Here is a 21,737-nt window from a genome sequence, read left to right on the forward strand (position 1 = left end):
GACCACCACCGGGAGCGCATCATGATGGCATTCATTGGCACCGTTGTCGTTGGCCTTATCGTCGGACTGATCGCGCGCGCGATCAAGCCCGGCCACGACAAGATGGGTTGGATCATGACCATCATCCTGGGGATACTGGGCTCGGTGGTCGCCGGCTATGTCGGCCGCGCGCTGGGCTGGTACCAGCCGGGCGAGCCGGCCGGCTGGGTCGCATCGGTGCTCGGCGCGATCGTGTTGCTGCTGATCTACGGCATGGTGCGCCGCAAGGCCTGACTGGCCTTGCGCACGGCGACCGCGTCGTTGGCGTCAGCCAGGCTCGGCGCCTCGGGCTTGGACGGCGCCGGCGGCGCAGGCTGGACCTGCGCCACTTCGGTGTGGGCCGGCACTTCCAGTCCTTGCGCCAGCGGCGCACCAGGCAGCGCCTCGCTCGGGGCGGCCATGGTCGGCAGGCGCGGCGTGCGCAATCCCGGCGCGGCATCGCGGCAACGCAGCAACGCCCGGTCGCCGCCCGGCGCCATCGCCGACACCTGCGGCGCCACCGCCCGCAGCACCCGTACCGCCAGCGCGCTGGTAAAGCTGTAGCGCGCCGCATAGGGTTCCCTGACGTTGACCACCACCGTGCCGAAGAAGCGCTCGCCCAGCGTGAACACGAAGGTCGCCGAGCGGTTGACCGAGCGCGACGAGATCAGCCGCCCGCCCGGCCCATAGACCTGGAAGCGCTGGTCGCCGGTACCGGTCTTGCCCGCCACCGTCAGCACGGTGCCATCGCGCCCCGGCACCGTGAACGCGCCGCGGATCGACTTGGCGGTGCCGCGTTCCACCACATCCAGCATCGAACGCCGCGCCAGCTCGGCCACTTCGGCCGGCAACACGCGCTTGCCCGGGCCCGGCTGCAGCACGTAGCGCGTCGCGTACGGCGTGCCGTCGGCAAAAGCAAGGCTGCGCACCGCGGCGTTCTGCGTGACCACGCCGCCCGCCAGCAGGATGCCGGCGAACTCCGCCAGCGCGGCGGGACGGTCGCCGGCGGCGCCGATGGCGCTGGCGTATGACGGTGTCAGCGAATCGAACGGATAGCCCAGCCGCTGCCAGCGCCGCGCGATGCGGGTGAAGGCGTCCTGCTCCAGCAGCGTGCGGATGCGGTTGTCCTGGCCGGCCTTGCTGCGCGTGCGGAACAGCCACTTGTACACTTCCTGCCGCTCGGCCGTGCTGGCGCGCAGCACCTCGGTCAGCGTGGCGTTGGGGTGCTGGTCCAGGTACTCCACCATCCACAGTTCCAGCGGATGCACCCGTGACAGGTAGCCGCGGTCGTTCAGGTTGAACTTGCCCTTGCCGTACTTGCGGTACAGCGCCGGCAGGTCTTCCCTGGCCAGCTGCTTGTCGCCCAGGCGCGCGCGCATGATGTGGATATAGCTGGCCTCATCCAGGTACGGCCGTGCGCTCAGCAGCGTCACCGTCATACGCACCGCGTTCAGGTGCGGAATGGTCATGCGCACCCGGCCCAGCAGCGTGTCCAGGCGCTGCGCCGAATCCTTGCCGCGGTAGCGCTGGTAGAAGCTGGCCATGTAGGCGCTGCCTTCCTGGTCGGCAAAGCGCTCCAGGTACTCGCGCCGGCCCGGCGCATAGCGGTCTTCGAACAGGTCGCCGATGTCCGGGTTGGCGTGGAAGGTCTCATAGCGCACGATGTCGCGCATCATGCGGATGAACACCAGGTTGACCGAGTGCTGGAACGCGATCCGCACCGTCATATTGCGCTCGCCCGACTGGCGCTCGAAGTTGGTGAAGCTCTGCAGGCCGCCGCCGGTGTAGAAGCCTTCGCCGGCGCTGCCGGAGTACTTGCGCTCCATCGCGGCCTCGAGCATCGCCATCAGCTCGCGCTCCTCGGGCTTGCGCGCCTTGATCAGGTAGTCCACCGCCCAGCGGCTGAGCGCGTCCTGCCGCGCCAGCGGCACCGCGGCCAGTTCGGCGCGGCCCATGCCGGCATAGCGCGCGTGCAGCTCGCTGATGATCTCCAGGTAGGTCACCAGCGTGCGCAGCTTGGCCGTCGATCCCAGGTTCAGCCGCGCGCCGCTGTTGATATCGAAGGGCTGGTCGATGTTGTCGGCCTGCACCCGCACCACGCTGGCGTTGCCGACGCGCTCGAACAGCGTGAAGCTCGCCATCAGCCTGGACGGATCGTCGTGGTCGCGCAGCAGGTTGTGGCCATACAGCCCCATGGCGCGCGCATCTTCCTTGTTGCGCACACGCAAGAGTGTCTCGGTGACGATGCGCTGCGCCTCGCGGTTGATGGTGCTGTCCACGGTCAGGTCGAGCCGGTCCATGTCGTAGCGGCTCTCGACGCCGGTCAGCCGGGAGATGTCGGCGCGCACGCGGTTCACGGCCTTGCGCGTCACGAACGGTTCCAGCGGCGGGCGCTGCGGCGGGGCGGCCTTCTCCAGCGGCTGCGCCAGCGCCACGTCGCGCAGCTCGTCGGTGATGATGTTGTTGGCCGCCAGCAGCCGCAGGTAGCTGCCGGTCAGCGCATCAAGATTGGTGTCGTCGCGGCGCAGGTGGTAGGACGGACGGCGCTGCGAGATGATCAGCGACAGCGCGCGCTTGAACGCCTGCGCCTGGCGCGGCTCGGGCGCACGCTGGTCCATCTCCTTCAGCAGCCGGTTGATCTCGCCGAAGTCCTCGCCGTACCAGACCCACAGCGCATCGCCGATGCCGTTGATCTCGCCGAAGCCTTCGCGCGCCGACAGCGGCACGGTGTTGAGGTAGTCGACCACGATGCGCTCGCGCGCGCGCTGCGTGTCGGGGCCGTCCAGGTAGGCGCGCAATGACGCCGACGCCATCTGGCGGAACTTCTCCGGGATCGACGCGGTGCGCCCTTCGGGCGAGTGCCGGTATTTCTCGATCTGCGTGGCCAGCGTGCTGCCGCCCGGCGCGTCGTGCGACTTGTCGGCCAGCCGGATCACCTGGTCCAGCACCGCGCGCGACAGCCGGCGCCAGTCCAGCGCCGGGTTCATATTGGGGTATTCGGGATTGAGCAGGCCCTGGTTCTCGACATACAGCAGCGTGCTGATCAGCAGCGGCGGCACCGCGCCGAAATCCGGGTACTGGCGCTGCGGATAGCGCTCGAACGCCAGCGTCAGACCGTTGCAGTCGCGCAGGGCGAGGCCCGCCTGGTTTTTCTCGCGATACGGCGCGAACAAACCCTGGTCCATCAGCCGCACCATGTCGGGCGACATGCGCGCCTGCTCGGCCGGCACATAGCCGCGCTGCTCCAGCCGCTTCGCGAAATGCGGCAGCATGCCGTAGCCCATGCGGGCATCGTATGGACCGGAATGCGGAAAGCGGATGCTGTCGCTGGCGCCCGGCTGGATCTCGAACGTCAGCCGCTGGCCGAGGCTGCCGATCAACCGCGCCTGCAAGTGCGAGTTGCGCACTTCGCTTGCGACAAAGCTATATACGACGTAGGCGCCCCCACCGAGGGCGACCGCCAAGCCAGCGAAAATCCAGCCACGACGCGACACGTTTGGGCTTCCCTGTTGGGCCGGCGCTGGGACCAATGCAGCGCGCAGGCGTGTCCGCGCACCGGCTCGAAGCGCAATATTCTCACGGCGCACGCAGTGCGTGCGCCGCCTGTAATGATATTAGTAGGAGTAAAGCCAGCGTGCAGCAAGCGTGCGAAAGGTCGCCGCGCCGTTGTGAACATGCGTCATGCGGGGCAGCGCTTGCGCCACATCCCGGGCGCGATGGCAGCACTGTCCCGCAGGTGCTATCGACGTCCGCAGAGTGGCTGTCAGGCGCCCTGCGCGCGCTCCACCGGTCGTCCGCGGAACGGATAGCCCGGATCGTTGTAGCCGTGGGTCGACGTGTGCCCCGGCGACACCAGCGCATCCACCATCGACTCTTCGTCGGGCGAAATCGCGACGTTCAGCGCGCCGAAGTAGTCCTCGAACTGCTCCAGCGTGCGCGGACCGGCGATGACCGACGAGATGATCGGGTTGGCCAGCACCCAGGCGGTGGCGAACTGGCCCGGCGTCAGCCCGCGCGACTCGGCATGGGTCTTGAGTTGCTGCGCGATCACCAGCGATTCCTCGCGGAACTCGGTCTCCATCATGCGGCGGTCGGCGCGGCCGGCGCGCGTGCCCTCCGATGGTGCCTGTCCGGGCGCGTACTTGCCCGTCAGCACGCCGCGCGCCACCGGGCTGTAGGGCACCACGCCCAGCCCGTAGTGCTCGCATGCGGGCAGGATCTCCACCTCGGGCATGCGGTTCAGCAGGTTGTAGTACGGCTGGCAGGCCACCGGGCGCGCCACGCCCAGCTCGGCGCACAGCCGCGCGATCTCGGCAATGCGCCAGCCACGGAAGTTCGAAACGGCCCAGTAGCGGATCTTGCCGCTGCGCACGAGGTCGCCCATCGCCCGCACCGGCTCTTCCAGGTTCTCGCCGGGGTAGTCGCGGTGCAGGTAGAGGATGTCGATATAGTCGGTCGCCAGCCGGCGCAGGCTGTCTTCCACCGCGCGCGTGATCCACACCCGCGAGTAGTGCGAATGGTTGGGGGCGGCCTGCATGGCGTTGCCCAGCTTGGTCGCCAGCACCCAGTCATGGCGGTCGGCGGTCAGCAGCCGGCCGACCATCTGCTCGGACCCGCCCTTGCTGTAGACATCCGCGGTGTCGATGAAATTGACGCCGTGGTCGCGCGCGCTGCCGACGATGCGGCCAGCCTCGGCCTCGTCGGTCTGGTCGGCAAACATCATGGTGCCCAGGCACAGCGCCGAAACGCGCAGGTTGCTGGTGCCAAGGCGGCGGTAAGGCATGGTGGTATCTGGCATGGCGGTTCCTTCGGTGGGCGCGGCGCGAGCCAAGGCAGCGCGCCGCGCAATATGACAGCGCAATGAAAACCGGACGGCGGACGGCTGTGACCGCAGTCCCACATTTTGCCGTGACTTTGGCAGGCTTGCCGGCGCTGGCGCAGAACAGCGCGGCAAAACCGGTGGTATTCCGGGCTTTATACTCGGCCATCTGGCGAAAGAATCGCTGGGGATTGCCCGAATATATTGCGGGTGGGGCAATGCACCCGCTTGTGAAGCGGATACTGGTGTCAAGGGGGATAACGCGCTTCGTCTGTCCGGGATATTCCGAAAACGCCACGCCGGAAGCCCCCCATCGGTTGGGGCAGAGGCCGGAAAACCAATACCGGCGCGGCTGTGCCGGCTGCAAGCCGGACCGTTATATCCGGCTGCCCGATAAGCATTTTCGCCACAATCGAACGATTTTTGACATTCGGCCGGGGTCGATTTGAGTAAAATGACGCGCGCAAATTCCCGCCCCCCTGCTCTCCACGCCGCCACTATTTTCCCGCTCGCCTCATGATTCGCCACGCCCTTCCTTTCGCTTTCGGTTGCCATTGCGCCAACCGTCAGCGCGCGTCGTCGGCCCGCCAATGCCCGGCTGGCGCGAAAGGCGGGTGGGCATGAGCGGCAATATCCGCGCAGCGGAGCACGGCGTGGCGCTTGCCTTCGGCATCCGCGCCTGGTCGGCGTGGGCCGGCGGCCTGCATGCGCCGGACGACTGGCGCGCGTGGAGCACCGCGCCGCAATTGCCGGCGGCGCCGGCCGAGCCCCCCGCCCTGCCGCAGATGGCGGCGATGCTGCGCCGGCGCCTGCCCTTGCTGGGACGCGTGGCGCTGGCGTCGGCCTATGCCTGCGCGCCGGGCGGCAGCGTGGCGGCGGCGGGGGCCGGAATCCCCGCAATTTTTGCCTCGCGCCACGGCGATACCGGCCGGCTGGTGACGATGCTGACCGAGCTGGCGGCGGGCGAAGCGCTGTCGCCGACCGCGTTCGGGCTGTCCGTGCACAATGCCATCGGCGCGGTGCGCTCGATCGACCTGGCCGATACGGCCAACCTGCAGGCGCTGTCCGCCGGCCGCGACACCGTGGAAACCGCCGTACTCGAAGCCTGCAGCCTGCTGGCCGACGGCGCGGACGAGGTCATGCTGGTCCACTATGACGAACCCGTGGCGGCGCCCTACGCCCCGTTCGCGGACGAACCCGCCTGCCTGTACAGCTGGTGCTGGCGCCTGGGCGCACCGCGCGCCGGCGAGCCGTACTACACGCTGGCGCTGGCGGACGATGCCGGCGCCACGGACGCCGCGCCACACCTGCAGCACCTGCCGCATGGGCTCGATGTGCTGCGTTTCATGCTGGCCGGCGATGCGCAGCTGCGCTATCGCGGCGAGCATGCGTGCTGGCGGTGGCAGCGCCATGGTTGAGCGGCATGGATGAGCGACATGGTTAGGCAGCTCGATCGCGCCTGGCGCGTCTGCGCCACCGGCCTGTGCTTTTCCGGCTTCGGGCTGGGCGGGCTGGTGCTGCGCGTGCTGGTGTTCCCGGTGCTGGCGCTGGCACCATGGAGCGCGGCGCGGCGCCAGCGCATCTGCAAGAACGTGATCCACTACGCGTTCCGGCTGTTCCTGTGGCTGATGTGCGCGGTGGGCGTGATCCGCTATGAAGTGCGCAACGCAGGGCGGCTGCAGCGCGAGGGACTGCTGATCGTGGCCAACCATCCGTCGCTGATCGACGTGGTGTTCCTGATCGCGCTGACGCGCCGCGCCGACTGCGTGGTCAAGGCGGGGCTGGCGCGCAACCCGTTCACGCGCGGGCCGGTGCTGGCCACCGGCTATGTGCAGAACGATTCGGGCGCGCAGATGGTGCAGGACTGCATCGCCTCGCTGCGCGCGGGCAACAACCTCGTGATCTTTCCCGAGGGTACGCGCACGCCGGCTGACGGCAACCTGCGGCTGCAGCGGGGCGCCGCCAATATCGCGGTGCGCGGCGGCTTTGCGCTGACGCCGGTGGTGATCCGCTGCGCGCCGCCCACGCTGCGCAAGGGCGAGAAGTGGTACCGCGTGCCGGTGCGCCGCCCGCGCTACGTCATCGACGTGCGCGAAGACATCGACACCCGGCTGCTGGCGAAAACCGGCGCCGACGACGCCATGGCCGTACGCGAGGTCACGCTGGCAATGACCGATTATTTTTCCAGGGAGATACGCCGTGCAGGCGCTTGAACAAGAAATCAAAGAACTGATCGTTTCGTCGTTGTCGCTGGAGGAAGTGGCGCCGGCGGACATCGACACCGACGCGCCGCTGTTTGTCGAAGGCCTGGGGCTGGACTCGATCGACGCGCTCGAACTCGGCCTGGCGCTGCAGAAGCGCTTCGGCGTCTCCATGAGCGGCGACAAGGAAGTGGTGCGCGCGCGCTTTGCCAGCGTTGCCACGCTGGCGGCGTTCGTCACCGCGCATCGTGACGGACAGGCCGCGGCCGCGACCTGATCCGACGCCTGCGCGAACCTGGTATCCGAATTTTTCAAGCTGGTAGGTGGCCATGACCCACGACGAAATCTTTGCGCGCGTTTCGGCAGTCCTGCAGGACTCCTTTGAAATCGACGCCGAACGCATCCGGCCGGAGGCCCGGCTTTACGAAGACCTGGACATCGACAGCATCGACGCGGTCGACCTGCTGGTCAAGCTCAAGCCGATGCTCGACAAGCCGCTCAAGCCCGAGCAGTTCAAATCCGTGCGCACCATCCAGGACGTGGTGCAGGCGCTGGCGCTGCTGATCGACTCCGATTCCGCCGCCACTGCTTGATGTCGCTGCGCAACTGGAGTCTGGGTGCGCTGACGCTGTGCTACCCGGTGGCGGTCTATGTCGGGCTGCAGTACTGGCCGCCGCGCGTGGTCGCGCTGCTGCTGGTGGCGCTGATGGTGCTGCGCCTGGCCGCGGTGCGCCACGCGGGCTGGCGTCCGCTGGCGCTGGCCGCGGGGGCGGCCGCGCTGGCGGTGCTGGCCTCCGGCGAAGCGATGCCGCTCAAGCTGTACCCGGCACTGGTCAACGCGGTGCTGCTGGCCGTGTTCGGCTGGAGCCTGTGGCATCCGCCCACCGTGGTGGAGCGGCTGGCGCGGCTGCGCGACCCGGACCTGCCGCCAGCCGGCGTCGCCTACACACGCAAGGTCACCGCCGCGTGGTGCCTGTTCTTCTGCGGCAATGGCGCGATCGCGCTGGCCACGGCGTGGTTTGCCAGCGACCGCGTGTGGGCGCTCTATAACGGCGCCATTGCCTACGTGCTGATCGGCGCGATGTTCGCGGGCGAGTGGCTGGTGCGCAGGCAGGTGATGGCCGGCATGCGCGGGAGCAAGCCATGAACGCGTGGACCGGAGTGCACGGCGCGATGGCCGCGCTTGCCCGCCGCGTGGCACATGGCGACCATGCCGACGCCGCCCGCCTGCTGGCGCGCGCGGCCGCATGGCGCACCGCCTTTGCCGCGGCGCCCGGCGTGCGCTGGGCCATCCATCTTGAATCGACGCAGGAATTCGCCGCCGCGCTGTTCGGCGCCTGGCATGCGGGCAAGCATGTGGTGCTGCCCGGCGATATGCGCCCGGAAACGCTGCTGGCGCTGCGCGCGCACACCGACGGCTGGGCCGGCGCACTGCCGCAGGGGTTGCAGCCGGCGCAAGACATCGATGGCAATGCCGGTGAATGGCCGCTGCTGCCGGCCGACGAGACCGCGGTCACGCTGTTCACCTCGGGCTCGACCGGCGCCCCCGAAGCCATCCACAAGCGCCTGGCGCAGCTCGATGCCGAAACCGGCGCGCTGCAGGCCGCGTTCGGCGCGCGGGTGCCGCGGCATGCCCGGCTGCTGACCACGGTGTCGCACCAGCATATCTACGGCCTGCTGTTCTGCGTGCTGTGGCCGCTGGCGGCGGGACGCGCGCTGCCGCACACGCGGCTGGCCTTCCATGAGGAAGTCGTCGCGGCCTGCGGCGACGCGCCGACCGGGTCCGTGGTGCTGATCAGCAGCCCCGCGCACCTGCGCCGCATGCCCGAATCGCTCGACTGGTCCGCCGCCCGCGCCGCCGTGTGCGCGGTGTTTTCCTCCGGCGGTCCGTTGCCGCCGGCGGCCGCCGACGACGCACTGCGCCATCTCGGCCAGTCGCCGGTCGAAGTGTTCGGCAGCTCCGAAACCGGCGGCATCGCCTGGCGCCAGCGCGCGCACCAGCAGGACCGCTGGACTGCGCTGCCCGGCGTGGCGTGGCGCCTGCAGGACGGCTTCCTGGCGGTGCGCTCGCCGCACCTGCCCACAGGCGACTGGCATCTGTGCGCGGACCGCGCCCTGGCCGACGGCGAGCACGGCTTCGTGCTGGCCGGCCGCGCCGACCGCATCGCCAAGATCGAAGAGAAGCGCGTGTCGCTGACGCGCATCGAACAGGCGCTGGCGGCCTCACCGCTGGTGCAGGACGCGCGCGTGGTGCTGGTCGACCTGGATGTCGGCACGCGCGTGGCCGCGGCCGTGGTGCTGAGCGCCGCGGGCATCGCCATGCTCGCCGACGCCGGCCGCGCCACGCTGGTCGCCGCGCTGCGCGCCAGTGTGGCCGATGCCGTCGACCCGCTCGGCCTGCCGCGCCGCTGGCACCTGGCGGCCGAAGCGCTGCCCTGCAATGCGCAGGGCAAGATCACCGAGGCGATGCTGCGCGACCTGTTCCGCCAGACGCTGCCGCGCGCGGCGTGGATCGAGTGTGGCGAGGCCTCCGCGGCGGCCATGCTCGATGTCGGCGAACACCTGGCGGTCTTCGACGGCCATTTCCCCGGCACGCCGATCGTGCCCGGCGTGGCGCAGATCGACTGGGTCATGGCGCTGGCGCCGCAGCGGCTGCCGGTGCCGCCGCGCGACCGGTTCCTGCGGCTCGACGTGCTGAAGTTCCAGGGCGTGATCCGCCCCGGCAGCCAGGTGCGGCTTGACCTGGAGTGGCTGCCGGAAAAAGCCTCGCTGGCGTTCCGGCTGACCTCGGCCGCGGGCCCGCATGCCAGCGGTCGCATCGTTTTCAGGAGCGCACATGGCTGACGCCGAGTTCCGCCCGGTAGTGCTGGTGCCGGTCTACAACCACGAACGCGCCATCGGCGCGATGGTCGATGCCATCCTGGCCCACCCGGTGCCGTGCCTGCTGGTCGATGACGGCAGCAACGCCGAATGCGCCGCGGTGCTGCGCGAGCTGGCGGCACGCCCGGACCGCCGCGTCACGCTGGTCCGGCTAGAACAGAACCTGGGCAAGGGCGGCGCCGTGATGGCCGGCTTCGAGGCCGCGTGGCGCGCTGGCTACACCCACGCGCTGCAGATCGATGCCGACGGCCAGCACGATGCCGGCTGCATCCCGGCCTTCCTCGACATGGCGCGACGCCATCCGGCGGCGATGGTGTGCGGCAACCCCGTCTACGACGCCTCGGTGCCGCGCGCGCGGCTGATCGGACGCTACCTGACCCATGTGTGGGTCTGGGTCCATACGCTGTCGTTCGCGGTACGCGATGCGATGTGCGGGCTGCGCGTCTATCCGCTGGCTGATGTGGTGCCGCTCACCCGTGCCACGCGCATCGGTCCGCGCATGGAATTCGATATCGAGATCCTGGTACGGCTGGTCTGGCGCGGCGTGCGCATCATCAACATCCCGACGCCGGTGACCTACCCCAGCGACGGCGTGTCGCACTTCCGCGTCTGGCGCGACAACCTGCGCATTACGTGGATGCATACGCGCCTCTTCTTCGGCATGCTGTGGCGCCTGCCCGTACTGGTGGGACGCAAGCTGGCATGAGCATGACCGCACCCGGCGCGGCCCCGTCCGCAAACAGCGCCAGCACCCCCGCGGCGCGCCACTGGAGCCGCATCGGCGAGGCCACCTGCGTGTGGGGCGTCTGGTGCCTGTACACGATCCACCGGCTCTTTGGGCGGCTGGCGTTCCGCGCGGTGCTGTACCCGGTGGTGACCTACTACTGGCTCGCCCACGGCGCCGCGCGCCGGGCCTCGCTCGACTACCTGCGCCGCATGCATCGCGTGACCGGCGCGCACGGGCCGCTGCCGGGCGCGCGCCATACGCTGCGCCACCTGTATGCGTTCGCCGATACGCTGCTCGACAAGCTGCTCGCCATCGGCGGCCGCTACGCGTTCGGCAACGTCACGCGCGAAGGCGCCGACGTGATGCTGCGCCAGATCGAGAGCGGCCAGGGCGGCATCATCGTCACCGCGCATATGGGCTGCCTCGAGCTGTGCCGCGTGCTGGCAAGCCATCGCGCCGGGCTGCGGCTGACGGTGCTGGTGCATACCGCGCATGCGCGGCGCTTCAACCGCATCCTGGCCCGGCTCGATCCGGCCTCGACGCTGCAGCTTTACCAGGTCGACGAGATCTCGCCCGCCACCGCGCAGGAGCTGGCCGACAAGGTCCGCGCCGGCGAGTTCGTCGCCATTGCCGGCGACCGCGCCCCGGCGCATGGCGGCCGCGCCGTCAGCGTGCCGTTCCTGGGCGCGCCGGCGCGCTTCCCGGTGGGCCCCTACGTGCTGGCCGCGCTGATGGACTGCCCGCTGTTCGCGATGGGCTGCATCCGCCACGGCGACGGCCACCTGCTGCGCTTTACCGAGCTGGCGCGCGAAGTGCGCCTGCCGCGCGCCAGCCGCGCCCAAGCCCTGACCGGCTATGCCAGCGCCTATGCCGACTGGCTCGCGCAACTGCTGGTGCTGTCGCCATACGACTGGTTCAACTTCTACGATTTCTGGGCCGACCCCGACGCCAACGCCGGGCGCGCGCGCTGAGCCGGCGATCGAAACCCACAGTGCCATGACCCCAGACCTCAGCCACGAGATCACCCTGACCCCCGCCTTCCACGACCTCGACCCGATGGACGTGGTGTGGCACGGCAACTATGTGCGCTACCTGGAGCAGGCGCGCTGCGCGCTGCTGGCGCGCTTTGACTACGACTATCCGGCCATGCGCGATTCCGGCTATGCCTGGCCGGTGGTCGACCTGCGCCTGCGCTATGTGCGCCCGCTGGTCTATGGCCAGTCAGTGACCGTGCGCGCCACCATCGTCGAGTGGGAGAACCGGCTCAAGATCGATTACCTGCTGCGCGATGCCGCCACCGGCGAGCGGCTGACCAAGGGCTATTCGGTGCAGGTGGCGGTGGACATGGGCACCGGCGAGATGTGCTACGAATGCCCGCCGGTGCTGTGGGAACGGCTGGGAGTGCAGTCATGATGCGCCGTGCCCTGCTTCTTTCGGCGCTTGCGGCTGCCGTTTGTCTGCCGGCGCTGCCGGCCCACGCCGCCGATACCCTGGGCGCCATCGCTGCACGGCTGGCCGATGCGCCGGTGATCCGCGGCCGCTTCGAGCAGAAGCGCCAGCTTGCCGGCTTCACCAATCCGCTGGTGTCGCGCGGCGACTTCGTGCTGGCGCGCGAGCGCGGGCTGGCCTGGACCACGCGCGAGCCGATCGTGTCGAGCCTGCTGGTGACGCCGAAGGAACTGGTGGTGCGCGGCGCCGACGGCCAGGTACAGCAGCGGCTGGGCGCCGACGAGCAGCCGGCCATGCGCGTGGTCGGCGAATCGATGATCGCGGTGCTGCGCGGCGACCTGTCGGCGTTGTCGGCGCGCTTTGCGCTGGATGCGAAGCTGGCCGGCAAGGACGGCTGGGCGCTGACGCTGACGCCGACCGACAGCGGCATCCGCCGCGCCTTTGCGCGCATCGAGCTGAGCGGCGACCGTTTCGTGCGCAATATCCGGCTGGAAGAAGCGGGGGGCGATGCCACCCAGATCCGATTGCTCGAGCCGGTGGCGGCGCCAAAGCTGTCCGCCGGGGAGGCGCAGCGTTTTGACTGATTCCGCCAACCGCGTTGCGCTGCGTGCCCGCGCCGGCCTGGCGGGCATGGCGCCTTGGGCCCGCGTGCTGGCGCTTGGCTGGCTGCTGTTCGTGATCGGGCTGGCGCTGCACCAGGCCAGCTTCTGGCGCAGCGCGCGCATCGATACCGACGTGATGGCGCTGCTGCCCGGCAGCGAGCGCACCGCCACCGCCGACCGCGTGCTGCGCCAGCTCGCCGACGGCGTGTCGCGCGAGATCATCGTGCTGGTCGGCGCGCCCGACTGGCAGCAGGCCAGAACGGCAGCGCAGCGCTTCGGCCAGGCCACCGGCGCGCACCCAGAGCTGCTGCGCCCGGTCGACAAGATCGCTGCCTTCGATTTCGATGCCGCGCTGGCGTTCTACCGGCCGTGGCGCGACCACCTGCTGACCGACGCGCAGCGCGCGATGCTCGGCCGCACCGATGCCGATACGCTCGCGCAGCAGGCGCTGGCGCGGCTGTACCAGTTCTCCGCCGGCACCAGCCTGTCGGGCTGGTCCGCCGATCCGCTCGGGCTGTGGCAGGGCTGGTGGCTGTCGCGTGCCGACCTGACCCGCGTGCGCGAGCGCGACGGGCTGGCCGCGTTCTCGGCCGAAGGCATGCACTGGGTGCTGCTGAGCTACCGCATCAGCAAACCCGCGTTCTCGGTCAGTGGCGACACCGACTACGGCGACCTGCTGGCCCAGGCCAGCGCCGGCGCGCGCCAGGGTCAAGACGCGGTGCGCGTGGTGATGGCCGGCATCCCGCTGCATGCCGAGGCCGCGGCGGCGCAGGCCAGTTTCGAGGTGAACGTGATCGGGCTGGGCTCGCTGGCGGCGGTGCTGCTGCTGGTGTGGCTGGCGTTCCGCTCGCTGCGCCCGATCGTGCTGGTGGCGCTGTCGCTGCTGATCGGCACCGCGGCGGCGATCTCGGTGACCGCCGCCGTGTTCGACCGCGTCCACCTGATCACGCTGGTGTTCGGCGCCAGCCTGGTGGGCGTGGCCGAGGACTACGGCATCCATTACTTCGTGACGCGGCAGGCCGATGGCCGGCGCACGCCGGCGGGCGTGATGCGCCGGCTGCTGCCGGGCATGACGCTGGCGCTGTCGACCAGCGTGGTCGCTTACCTGGCGCTGGGTATCGCGCCATTCCCGGGGCTGAGGCAGATGGCGCTGTTCTCGGCGGTGGGCCTCGTTGCCGCGTTCCTGACCGTGGTGCTGTGGTTCCCGCTGCTGGACCGCGGCCGCTTGCGCCCGACGCGCCTGTCGTCGTGGCTGGCCGACAGCCTGGCGCGCTGGCCGCGCGCCCGCGCCGATCGCCGCACGCTGGTGCTGGCGGCGTTGCTGGCGGCGTTTATCGTGCCGGGCCTGCTGCAAGTGAAAGTGGTCGACGACGTGCGCCAGTTGCAGAGCTCGCCGCCCGCGCTGATCGACGCGCAGCGCACCGCCGGCCGCCTGCTCGGCAGCCCGAGTCCCGCACAGTTCCTGCTGGTGCGCGGCAAATCCGCCGACGAGGTGCTGCAGCGCGAAGAGGCGGCCAAGGCGGCGCTGGCTGGCATTATGGCGGATGGCGGCATCGACGGCTTTGTCGCGCTGTCCGACTGGGTGCCCTCGGCGGCACGCCAGCGCGCCGACGCGGCGCTGGCATCGAAGCTGGAGGCGCAGGTGCGCGAGCGCGTTGCGCAGGTGACCGGCAACGCCGCCAGCCCCGCTGCCGGCGCGGACATGGCGGCACCGGACGATGTGCTGACCTTGCCGGTATGGCTGGCCCACCCGGTCTCGGAAGCGCTGCGCCACCTGTGGGTGGGCCGCGAAGGCAAGGACGGCGATTACGCCAGCGTGATGCTGCTGCGCGGCCTGGACGATCCCAAGACGATGCCGAAGGTGCAGACCGCCGTGGCTGGCGTGGCGGGCGTCGAATGGGTCGACCGGGTGGCAGACCTGTCAGGCTTGCTGCACCATTACCGCGTGCTGATGACCTGGCTGCTGCTGGCCGGTGCCGCCGCCGTCGCGGTGCTGCTGGCGTGGCGCTACGGCCGCGCGTCCTGGCGCGCGCTGGTGCCGACGCTGCTGGCGGCGCTGTTCAGCGTGGCGCTGCTGGGCTGGCTGCACGTGCCGCTGCAACTGTTCCCGGTGCTGGCGCTGGCGCTGTTGCTGGGCGTGGGCGTCGACTACGGCATCTTCCTGCTGGAGCATCCCGGCGACGGTGTCTCGTGGACGGCGATCGTGCTGGGCGCCGCCAGCACGCTGCTGGCCTTCGGCTTGCTGGCGCTGTCGTCAACGCCGGCGCTGCATGCGTTCGGCGTCACCATGCTGGCCGGCGTCGGCGCGGTGTGGGTGTTGTCGCCGTGGTTACGGCCGCTGGCGCCGCAAGGAAATTCGCATGACGGGCAGCGTCACGAGCCTGTTCCCGTCATCTCGCAGTCCCTGAGTATTGAGAGTTGAGCTAATGAAAACGGAAACCACGGATGTCGTCATCATCGGCGCCGGGCCTGCGGGCTCGGTCGCTGCCGGTTTGCTGCGCAAGCACGGGATCCCGGTGCTGGTGATCGAGAAGGAGACGTTCCCGCGCTTTTCGATCGGCGAAAGCCTGCTGCCGCAGAGCATGGCCTATATCGAAGAGGCCGGCATGCTGCGCGCGGTGGTGGAAGCGGGCTTCCAGTACAAGAACGGCGCCGCGTTCTCGCGCGGCACGCAGCAGACCGAGTTCGACTTCCGCGAGAAGTTCTCGCCGGGCTGGGGCACGACCTACCAGGTGCAGCGCGCGCGCTTTGACGACGTGCTGATCCGCGAGGCCGCGCGCCAGGGCGCGGAAGTCCGTTTTTCGCACCTGGTCGAGAACGTCGACGTCAGCGGCGCGCAGCCCGAGGTCACCGCGCGCGCGCCGGATGGCAGCCAGTACACGGTACGCGCGAAGTTCCTGCTCGACGCCTCCGGCTTCGGCCGCATCCTGCCGCGGCTGCTCAAGCTGGAATCGCCCTCCGGCTTCCCGGTGCGCAGCGCGATCTTCACCCACGTGGAAGACCGCATCGCGCCCGGCGCGTTCGACCGCAACAAGATCCTGATCAGCGTGCATCCGGAGCACAAGGACGTCTGGTACTGGACCATCCCGTTCTCCGACGGCCGCTGCTCGCAGGGCGTGGTGGCGGAGAAAGCCTTCCTGGATCGCTACACCGGCACGGAGACCGAGCGCCTGCAGGCGCTGGTGGCCGAGGAGCCGGGCCTGAAGAAGCTGCTCGCCAACGCGCAGTGGGATACCCCGGCGCGCCAGATCGCGGGGTATTCGGCCAACGTGAAATCGCTGTGGGGCAACGGCTATGCGCTGCTCGGCAATGCCGGCGAGTTTCTCGACCCCGTGTTCTCGTCCGGCGTCACCATCGCCTTCAAGTCGGCCAGCCTGGCGGCGCAATGCCTGGTGCGCCAGCTTGCCGGCGAGACCGTGGACTGGGAGAAGGAATTCGCGCAGCCGCTCAAGGCCGGCGTCGATTGCTTCCGTGTCTTTGTCGAGGCCTGGTACGAAGGCCGCTTCCAGAAGCTGATCTTCCACCCCAATGCCACCCCGGAAATCCGCAACATGATCTCCGCGATCCTGGCCGGCTATGCGTGGGACCGCAACAACCCCTTCGTCGCCGAGCCGCGCCGCCGGCTGGCGGTGCTGGAAGAATTCTGCAACGTCTGATGCGCCGTCTTACCTTGTCCGCGCTGGCGTTGTCCGCTGCCCTGGCAGCGGGCTGTGCCGCGCCGGGGGTCGCCCCGGGGGTCGCGCCAGACACCGCCGCGCCGCAAGCCAGCGCGACGGCGCTGCTGCGCCTGCCGCCGGCGTCGCTGCAACGTGACTTGAAGCTGCAGCAGCACATTACCGTCGAGTTCCAGATGCAGGGACGCACCGAGCGCCGCGAGCTGATGGCATTGCTCGAAGCCGATGCCGCGCACACGCGGCTGGCCGCCGTGGCCGGCGGGCAGGTGCTGGCGCGGCTCGACTGGGACGGCACGAAGCTGCAGGTATCGCGCTCGCCGTGGGCGCCGGCGGAACTGCAGCCCGAGCGCATCCTGAGCGACCTGCAGTTGTCGCTGTGGCCCGCCGAGGCGATCCGCGCCGCATTGCCGTCCGGTTGGAGCTTCGACGCGACGCCCGCGCTGCGCCGGTTGCGCCAGGGCAGCGAGACCGTCGCCGAGATCCGCTTTCCGGATGCCGCCACCACGCTGTTCGTGCAGCACCGCGACGGGTATCGGCTGACGATCCGCAACCTTCCCGCGCAAGGCGGTGCGGCATGACGGCATTCCTCAACACGGTGGGAATCCGCTGCGCGCTCGGACGCGGACAGGACGCGGTGCGCGCGGCGATGTGGCAGGCAGACGCCCCGATGGCAGGCGAGGTCACCGACCGCTACAGCCCCGGCCGCGACTTGCTGCTGGGCACGGTCGGCGATCTCGCCGATATCGCAGCGCCGGCACATACCGGTCCACGCCATCGCAGCCGCAACAACGCCATGCTGCTCGATGCGCTGGCGCAGGTACGCGCGGCGGTGGACGGCGCGATCGCGCGCGTCGGCCCCGCGCGCGTGGCGGTGGTGATGGGCACCAGCACTTCCGGCATTCGCGAAGGCGAGCTGGCCATCGAGGCGCGCATGCGCCACGGCGCGTTGCCGCAGGACTACCATTACGGCCAGCAGGAACTGGGCTCGCCCGCGAGCTTTCTGGCCGGCACCCTCGGCACAACCGGCCCGGCCTACACCATCTCCACCGCATGCTCGTCGAGCGCCAAGGCACTGGCCGCCGGCGCACGGCTGCTGCGGCATGGGCTTGCTGACGTGGTGCTCGCGGGCGGTGTCGATACGCTGTGCGCGTTTACCGTCGCCGGTTTCTCCGCACTGGAATCCGTCAGCGCCGCGCGCTGCAATCCGCTGTCTGCCAACCGCAACGGCATCAACCTGGGCGAGGGCGCGGCGCTGTTCCTGATGTCGCGCGGAGCCGGTCCGGTGCGGCTGGCCGGCTGGGGCGAATCGTCGGATGCCTATCACGTGTCCGCGCCCGATCCGCACGGCAAGGGCGCGCGCCTGGCGATGCGGCAGGCGCTGGCGCGTGCCGGCATCGGCGCGGATGCGATCGATTACATCAACCTGCACGGCACCGCGACACCGGCCAACGACGTGATGGAAGCGCTGGCGGTGGCCGACGTGCTCGGGCACGCGGTGCCGGCCAGCTCGACCAAGCCGCTGACCGGCCACACGCTCGGCGCGGCCGGCGCGATCGAAGCCGCACTGATGTGGCTGACGCTCACCGGCAACCCGCACGGCAAGCTGCCGCCGCACTGGTGGGACGGCGCGGCCGATCCCGCGCTGCCGCCGCTGCAGGTCGCCGGCCCCGGCAGCGCGCTGGGCCGCGCGCCGCGCTACGTGATGTCCAATTCGTTCGCCTTTGGCGGCAGCAACTGCGTGCTGGTGCTGGGGGAGGGATAACGACATGCAAGACCTGCAAACCCTGCCCCCCGTCGCCGAAGTGGTGCCCCACGGCGGCGCCATGCTGCTGCTCGATGCACTGCTGCAGGCTGACGACGCGGGCTGCACCGCGCGCGCGACGGTGCGCGCCACGCAGCTCTTTGTCGATGCGGCCGGCATGCCAGGCTGGGTCGGCATCGAATACATGGCGCAGGCCATCGCCGCATGGGCTGGCGTGCGCGAGCGCCGCGCGGGGCGCCCACCCGGCATCGGCTTCCTGCTGGGCTCGCGCCGCTATGAATGCGATGTGCCGGCCTTCCCCATCGGCAGCGAGCTGACCATTGCCGTGCGGGCCGAACTGACCGGCGACAACGGCCTCGGCCAGTTCGCCTGCCGGCTGGCGCTGGATGGCCGCGAGGTCGCCCGCGCCAATGTCTCCGTCTTCCAGCCTGCGGATGCGCAGGCGTTTCTGCAAGGACAACAAGCATGACCAATCCGACCGTGCTGGTCACGGGCTCGTCCCGCGGCATCGGCCGCGCCATCGCCCTGCGGCTGGCCCGCGACGGCTATGACGTAGTGGTGCACTGCCGCGCCAGCCGCGACGAGGCCGACTCCGTCGCCGACGCGGTGCGCGCCTGCGGCCGCAAGTCCCGTGTGCTGTGCTTCGACGTGGCGCGGCGCGAGGAAGCCGCCGCCGTGCTGCTGGCCGACATCGCCGCGCATGGCTGCTACTACGGCGTGGTGTGCAACGCCGGCCTGGCCCGCGACGCGGCCTTCCCCGCCATGAGCGGCGCCGAGTGGGACGAGGTCATCCACACCAACCTGGACGCGTTCTACAACGTGCTCAACCCGGTGGTGATGCCGATGGTGCAGCGGCGCCAGCCTGGCCGCATCGTCACGCTGTCGTCGGTGTCGGGGCTGGTGGGCAACCGCGGCCAGGCCAACTACAGCGCCGCCAAGGCCGGCATCATCGGCGCCACCAAGGCGCTGGCGATCGAGCTGGCCAAGCGCGCCATCACCGTCAACTGCGTGGCGCCCGGCCTGATCGACACCGACATGGTCGACCAGCACGTGCGCGACGAAGCGCTGCGGATGATTCCGGCGCGGCGCCTGGGCACGCCTGATGAGGTCGCGGCCACGGTGGCGTTCCTGATGTCGCCCGATGCGGGCTATATCACGCGGCAGGTGATTTCGGTCAACGGAGGGATGTTCGGGTGAAGCGCGTCGTCGTGACTGGAACCGGCGCGATCTGCGCGCTGGGCAATGACTGGGCCACGGTGCGCAGCACCCTGGCGTCGGGCCGCAGCGCGGTGGTGCGCATGCCTGACTGGGAAGACATCAAGGGCCTGAACACGTTGCTGGGCGCGCCCGTGCCACCGCTGGAGTTGCCGCAGCACTACACGCGCAAGCTGACGCGTTCGATGGGCAAGGTGGCACTGATGTCGGTGCTGGCCAGCGAAGCCGCGTTGCAGGACGCCGGCCTCGCGGGCGACCCGCTGGTGAACAGCGGCAAGCTCGGCGTCGCCTACGGCTCGTCCACCGGCACGCCGGAGGCAGTGGCCGACTTCGGCCGCATGCGCAGCGAGCGCACGACCGAGGACATCAGCGCGACCACCTATATCCGCATGATGCCGCACACCACGGCCGTCAATATCGGCGTGTTCTTCGGCATCACCGGCCGCATCGTCACCACGTCCAGCGCCTGCACCTCCGGCAGCCAGGGCATCGGCTACGCCTACGAGGCGATCCGCAGCGGCCGCCAGGTGGCGATGCTGGCAGGCGGCGCGGAAGAGCTCGATGCCACCGAGGCGGCCGTGTTCGACACGCTTTTTGCCACCAGCACCTGCAACGACACGCCGCAGGCCACGCCACGCCCGTTCGACAGCGCGCGCGACGGCCTGGTGCTGGGCGAAGGCGCGGGCACGCTGGTGCTCGAAGAGCTTGAGCACGCGCAGGCGCGCGGCGCGCGCATCCTGGCCGAGCTGGTCGGCTTCGGCACCAACAGCGACGGTGCGCACGTGACGCAGCCCAAGGCCGAGACCATGGCCGTGGCGATGCGGCTGGCGCTGGAAGATGCGGGCCTTGAGCCGGGGCGCATCGGCTATGTCAACGCGCACGGCACCGCCACCGACCACGGCGACATCGCCGAATCGCATGCCACGCATGCCGTGTTTGGCCCCGCGATGCCGGTCAGCTCGCTCAAGAGCTACATGGGCCATACGCTGGGCGCCTGCGGCGCGCTGGAAGCGTGGATGACCATCGAGATGATGCGCGACGGCTGGTTCGCGCCCACGCTCAACCTCAGCACGCCCGACCCGCGCTGCGCGCCGCTCGACTACATCATGGAAACGCCGCGCCAGCTCGACGTGGAGTACGTGATGAGCAACAACTTCGCTTTTGGCGGGATCAACACCTCGCTGGTGTTCCGTCGCTGGGAAGACTGAAGTCCTTTATAGATTGACAACCAACAACAAAGGAAGGTCTATGAAATCCGCTCTCTCTGTCGTTGCCATGACCCTTTGCGCTGGCGCCCTGCTGTCGGCTCCCGCGCACGCGCGCGATACCAAGTACATGCTGCCGATGCAGGAAGTCCTGAACATGCCGGAGGCCAAGGAAAAGCTGGACGATTCCTTCCGCTTCTACCTGTCCGGCCAGAAGACGCCGAAGGTGCTGCAGCGCATGGAGTCGGGCGTCTCCAACCGCAAGACCAACGGCGTAGGCAAGAGCGATGAAGAAGGCTGCCGCTGGGCCGCGCTGTCGGCGCTGATCGCGCTGCAGGAGACGGCCAAGGCGCAGGGTGCCAATGCGGTGGTCGACATCGTCAGCTACTACAAGAAGAACGAGGTCGCCAGCCCGACCGACTACGAGTGCCACGCCGGCGCCGTGGTGGTGGGCGTTGCGCTCAAGGGCACCTACGCCAAGGTGGCGCAGTAATGACGACCTGGCTGCGCCTTGGGTGCGTGACCGACCTTGCCGCGCACGCACCCGAGGCGCAGTCGTGGATGACCGAGGGCGAGCTGGCACGGCTGGCGGCGATGCAATCGGCGCGGCGGCGCGGACAGTTCGTCGCCGGCCGCTGGCTCGCGCGCACGCTGCTGGCCGAAGCCTTTGGCGGCGTGTGGCAGGCGTGGACGCTGACGGGCGGCGCCGACGGGCCGCCGGTGGCTGCCGGGCCGGTTCCTGCGAGCCTGTCGATTTCGCACAGCGGTGACCTCGTCGCCTGCGCCGTGAGCGCGGCTGCGCTCGGGCTCGATCTCGAACCGTGCCGCGCGCGCAAGGAACTGGACGCCCTCTACGGCGCGATCACGACCGACGCCGAACGCGTCACGCTGGCCAGCCACATCGCCGCTCCCGCGGACACCGTGCACAGGTTTGCGCACGCGTGGACGCTGAAGGAGGCGGCACTGAAGCGGCACGGTGGCGGCCTGTTTGCGACCATGCTGGGCCATGCGCTCGGTATCGAGGCGGCATCCGGCGCGCACGACGCAAACGCCTGCACGTGGCTGCACGATGGCCATGTGCTCGCGCTCTGTGCCGACGACCTGCGCGCAGTGACCGCGCCCGGGATGCCCCTTCCCCGCTACTGGCGGCTCGTGCCATCCGGCACCGCGCCGCAGCCATGACGA

The 21,737-nt window shown here is 69.9% G+C and carries 23 protein-coding genes; 21 read left to right on the plus strand and 2 right to left on the minus strand.

Going from position 1 to position 21,737, the window contains the following annotated elements:
* The first annotated feature begins 21 nt into the window (after window positions 1-21).
* A complete protein-coding gene (locus tag AB1I47_RS25435; protein WP_354686480.1) occupies window positions 22-273 on the plus strand; it encodes a GlsB/YeaQ/YmgE family stress response membrane protein in 252 nt (83 codons plus the stop codon).
* Here AB1I47_RS25435 and AB1I47_RS25440 read toward each other — a convergent pair.
* Both AB1I47_RS25440 and AB1I47_RS25445 read right to left on the minus strand, forming a co-directional pair.
* Window positions 246-3,512: a transglycosylase domain-containing protein gene (locus AB1I47_RS25440; RefSeq protein ID WP_354686481.1), complete on the minus strand. Its 3,267-nt coding sequence runs from the start codon at window positions 3,510-3,512 to the stop codon at window positions 246-248. The genes AB1I47_RS25435 and AB1I47_RS25440 overlap by 28 nt on opposite strands.
* A gap of 269 nt (window positions 3,513-3,781) precedes the next feature.
* The gene (locus tag AB1I47_RS25445; RefSeq protein ID WP_354686482.1) at window positions 3,782-4,816 is read right to left on the minus strand and encodes an aldo/keto reductase; all 1,035 of its coding nucleotides are present in this window, start codon (window positions 4,814-4,816) and stop codon (window positions 3,782-3,784) included.
* A 62-nt stretch (window positions 4,817-4,878) separates the two neighbouring features.
* On the opposite strand from AB1I47_RS25445, the gene AB1I47_RS25450 reads away from it, so the two are divergent.
* The 20 genes from AB1I47_RS25450 (at window position 4,879) to AB1I47_RS25545 (ending at window position 21,734) form a co-directional block, all read left to right on the plus strand.
* Entirely contained in the window at window positions 4,879-5,286 is a 408-nt protein-coding gene (locus AB1I47_RS25450) for a hypothetical protein (protein WP_354686483.1), read from the plus strand.
* 171 nt (window positions 5,287-5,457) lie between these two features.
* Window positions 5,458-6,255, plus strand: a complete 798-nt coding sequence (locus AB1I47_RS25455) for a beta-ketoacyl synthase chain length factor (RefSeq protein ID WP_354686484.1) — start codon at window positions 5,458-5,460, stop codon at window positions 6,253-6,255.
* A gap of 18 nt (window positions 6,256-6,273) precedes the next feature.
* Window positions 6,274-7,050: a lysophospholipid acyltransferase family protein gene (locus tag AB1I47_RS25460; RefSeq protein WP_354686508.1), complete on the plus strand. Its 777-nt coding sequence runs from the start codon at window positions 6,274-6,276 to the stop codon at window positions 7,048-7,050.
* Window positions 7,037-7,315, plus strand: a complete 279-nt coding sequence (locus tag AB1I47_RS25465) for a phosphopantetheine-binding protein (RefSeq protein ID WP_354686485.1) — start codon at window positions 7,037-7,039, stop codon at window positions 7,313-7,315. Before AB1I47_RS25460 ends, AB1I47_RS25465 begins: the two co-directional genes overlap by 14 nt.
* Before the next feature lie 52 nt (window positions 7,316-7,367).
* Entirely contained in the window at window positions 7,368-7,631 is a 264-nt protein-coding gene (locus AB1I47_RS25470; RefSeq protein ID WP_354686486.1) for an acyl carrier protein, read from the plus strand.
* Entirely contained in the window at window positions 7,631-8,185 is a 555-nt protein-coding gene (locus tag AB1I47_RS25475; RefSeq protein WP_354686487.1) for a COG4648 family protein, read from the plus strand. Before AB1I47_RS25470 ends, AB1I47_RS25475 begins: the two co-directional genes overlap by 1 nt.
* The gene (locus AB1I47_RS25480; protein WP_354686488.1) at window positions 8,182-9,882 is read left to right on the plus strand and encodes an ApeI family dehydratase; all 1,701 of its coding nucleotides are present in this window, start codon (window positions 8,182-8,184) and stop codon (window positions 9,880-9,882) included. Before AB1I47_RS25475 ends, AB1I47_RS25480 begins: the two co-directional genes overlap by 4 nt.
* On the plus strand, window positions 9,875-10,624 hold the full coding sequence (locus AB1I47_RS25485) for a glycosyltransferase family 2 protein (protein ID WP_354686489.1): 750 nt from the start codon (window positions 9,875-9,877) through the stop codon (window positions 10,622-10,624). Before AB1I47_RS25480 ends, AB1I47_RS25485 begins: the two co-directional genes overlap by 8 nt.
* A complete protein-coding gene (locus AB1I47_RS25490; RefSeq protein ID WP_407935911.1) occupies window positions 10,621-11,616 on the plus strand; it encodes an LpxL/LpxP family acyltransferase in 996 nt (331 codons plus the stop codon). Before AB1I47_RS25485 ends, AB1I47_RS25490 begins: the two co-directional genes overlap by 4 nt.
* 25 nt (window positions 11,617-11,641) lie before the next feature.
* Window positions 11,642-12,058: an acyl-CoA thioesterase gene (locus AB1I47_RS25495; protein WP_354686490.1), complete on the plus strand. Its 417-nt coding sequence runs from the start codon at window positions 11,642-11,644 to the stop codon at window positions 12,056-12,058.
* On the plus strand, window positions 12,055-12,678 hold the full coding sequence (locus tag AB1I47_RS25500) for an outer membrane lipoprotein carrier protein LolA (RefSeq protein ID WP_354686491.1): 624 nt from the start codon (window positions 12,055-12,057) through the stop codon (window positions 12,676-12,678). The genes AB1I47_RS25495 and AB1I47_RS25500 overlap by 4 nt, the downstream gene beginning before the upstream one ends.
* Window positions 12,671-15,118, plus strand: coding sequence for an MMPL family transporter (locus AB1I47_RS25505; RefSeq protein WP_354686492.1), 2,448 nt, complete (start codon window positions 12,671-12,673; stop codon window positions 15,116-15,118). Before AB1I47_RS25500 ends, AB1I47_RS25505 begins: the two co-directional genes overlap by 8 nt.
* 4 nt (window positions 15,119-15,122) lie before the next feature.
* Window positions 15,123-16,352 carry an NAD(P)/FAD-dependent oxidoreductase gene (locus AB1I47_RS25510; protein ID WP_354686493.1) on the plus strand — a complete coding sequence of 410 codons (1,230 nt, stop codon included), beginning with the start codon at window positions 15,123-15,125 and terminating at the stop codon, window positions 16,350-16,352.
* Window positions 16,352-16,948, plus strand: a complete 597-nt coding sequence (locus tag AB1I47_RS25515) for a DUF3261 domain-containing protein (protein ID WP_354686494.1) — start codon at window positions 16,352-16,354, stop codon at window positions 16,946-16,948. The genes AB1I47_RS25510 and AB1I47_RS25515 overlap by 1 nt, the downstream gene beginning before the upstream one ends.
* On the plus strand, window positions 16,945-18,132 hold the full coding sequence (locus AB1I47_RS25520; protein ID WP_354686495.1) for a beta-ketoacyl-ACP synthase: 1,188 nt from the start codon (window positions 16,945-16,947) through the stop codon (window positions 18,130-18,132). Before AB1I47_RS25515 ends, AB1I47_RS25520 begins: the two co-directional genes overlap by 4 nt.
* Before the next feature lie 4 nt (window positions 18,133-18,136).
* Entirely contained in the window at window positions 18,137-18,601 is a 465-nt protein-coding gene (locus AB1I47_RS25525) for a hotdog family protein (RefSeq protein WP_354686496.1), read from the plus strand.
* Window positions 18,598-19,329, plus strand: coding sequence for a 3-oxoacyl-ACP reductase FabG (gene fabG, locus AB1I47_RS25530; protein WP_354686497.1), 732 nt, complete (start codon window positions 18,598-18,600; stop codon window positions 19,327-19,329). The genes AB1I47_RS25525 and fabG overlap by 4 nt, the downstream gene beginning before the upstream one ends.
* Window positions 19,326-20,555 carry a beta-ketoacyl-ACP synthase gene (locus AB1I47_RS25535; protein WP_354686498.1) on the plus strand — a complete coding sequence of 410 codons (1,230 nt, stop codon included), beginning with the start codon at window positions 19,326-19,328 and terminating at the stop codon, window positions 20,553-20,555. The genes fabG and AB1I47_RS25535 overlap by 4 nt, the downstream gene beginning before the upstream one ends.
* A 40-nt stretch (window positions 20,556-20,595) precedes the next feature.
* Complete coding sequence (locus AB1I47_RS25540; protein ID WP_354686499.1) at window positions 20,596-21,045, plus strand: excinuclease ATPase subunit; 450 nt, start codon at window positions 20,596-20,598, stop codon at window positions 21,043-21,045.
* Window positions 21,045-21,734, plus strand: a complete 690-nt coding sequence (locus AB1I47_RS25545) for a 4'-phosphopantetheinyl transferase family protein (protein WP_354686500.1) — start codon at window positions 21,045-21,047, stop codon at window positions 21,732-21,734. Before AB1I47_RS25540 ends, AB1I47_RS25545 begins: the two co-directional genes overlap by 1 nt.
* Window positions 21,735-21,737: the final 3 nt, after the last annotated feature.

This window comes from Cupriavidus necator (assembly GCF_040578825.1).
Taxonomy (GTDB): Bacteria; Pseudomonadota; Gammaproteobacteria; order Burkholderiales; family Burkholderiaceae; genus Cupriavidus; species Cupriavidus necator_E.